This window comes from Cupriavidus sp. 01T418 (genome assembly GCF_056398885.1).
In genome coordinates this window covers 1-1,105 of record NZ_JBFTQG010000121.1, presented here as the reverse complement: position 1 = coordinate 1,105, position 1,105 = coordinate 1, and the positions used below count along the sequence as shown (strand labels likewise).

Below are 1,105 nucleotides of genomic sequence, written 5' to 3'. Positions count from 1 at the left end.
CGGCGCGGCACGGCGTCGCGAATGGCGGCCAGTTCCACGGAGAGCGCCTTGAAGGCCGGCTCGCGGCGCAGATGGCTTTCCAAGGTGCCCGAAAGCAGGGACAGCTCGCTCAGGCCGAGGCCGGGCCGCTGCTCGCGCAGGCGGCGGGCGTAGGGCAGACTGGCTTCCCCGTYCCGGCGCGGCACGGCGTCGCGAATGGCGGCCAATTCCACGGAGAGCGCCTTGAAGGCCGGCTCGCKGCGCAGTTGGTTTTCCGTGGCACCCGAGAGCAGGGACAGCTCGCTCAGGCTGAAGCCGGGCCGCTGCTCGTGCAGTCGGCGGGCGTAGGCCAGACTGGCTTCCCCGTCCCGGCGCGGCACGGCGTCGCGAATAGCGTCGCGAATGGCGGCCAGTTCCACGGGGAGCGCCTTGAAGGCCGGATCGCCGCGCAGATGGTTTTCCATGGCACCCGACAGCAGGGACAGCTCGCTCAGGCCGAGGCCGGGCCGCTGCTCGCGCAGGCGGCGGGCGTAGGCCAGACTGGCTTCCCCGTCCCGGCGCGGCACGGCGTCGCGAATGGCGGCCAGTTCCACGGAGAGCGCCTTGAAGGCCGGCTCGCGGCGCAGATGGGTTTCCGCGGCGCCCGAGAGCAGGGACAACTCGCTCAGGCTGAGGCCGGGCCGCTGCTCGCGCAGTCGGCGGGCGTAGGCCAGACTGGCTTCCCCGTCCCGGCGCGGCACGGCGTCGCGAATGGCGGCCAGTTCCACGGAGAGCGCCTTGAAGGCCGGCTCGCGGCGCAGATGGCTTTCCGCCGCGCCCGAGAGCAGGGACAGCTCGCTCAGGCTGAGGCCGGGCCGCTGCCTGCGCAGGCGGCGGGCGTAGGCCAGATTGGCTTCCCCGTCCCGGCGCGGCACGGCGTCGCGAATGGCGGCCAGTTCCACGGAGAGCGTCTTGAAGGTCGGCTCGCCGCGCAGATGGCTTTCCGTGGCGCCCGAGAGCAGGGACAGTTCGCTCAGGCTGAGGCCGGGCCGCTGCTCGTGCAGGCGGCGGGCGTAGGGCAGATTGGCTTCCCCGTCCCGGCGCGGCACGGCATCGCGAATGGCGGCCAGTTCCACGGAGAGCGCCT

The 1,105-nt window shown here is 73.0% G+C and carries 1 protein-coding gene; it reads right to left on the bottom strand.

Annotated features, from left to right (window positions below; translation table 11 throughout):
• Positions 1–1,105 (bottom strand): hypothetical protein (locus tag AC1DQ3_RS36470; protein WP_477124944.1); only part of this gene is annotated, 1,105 nt, incomplete at both ends.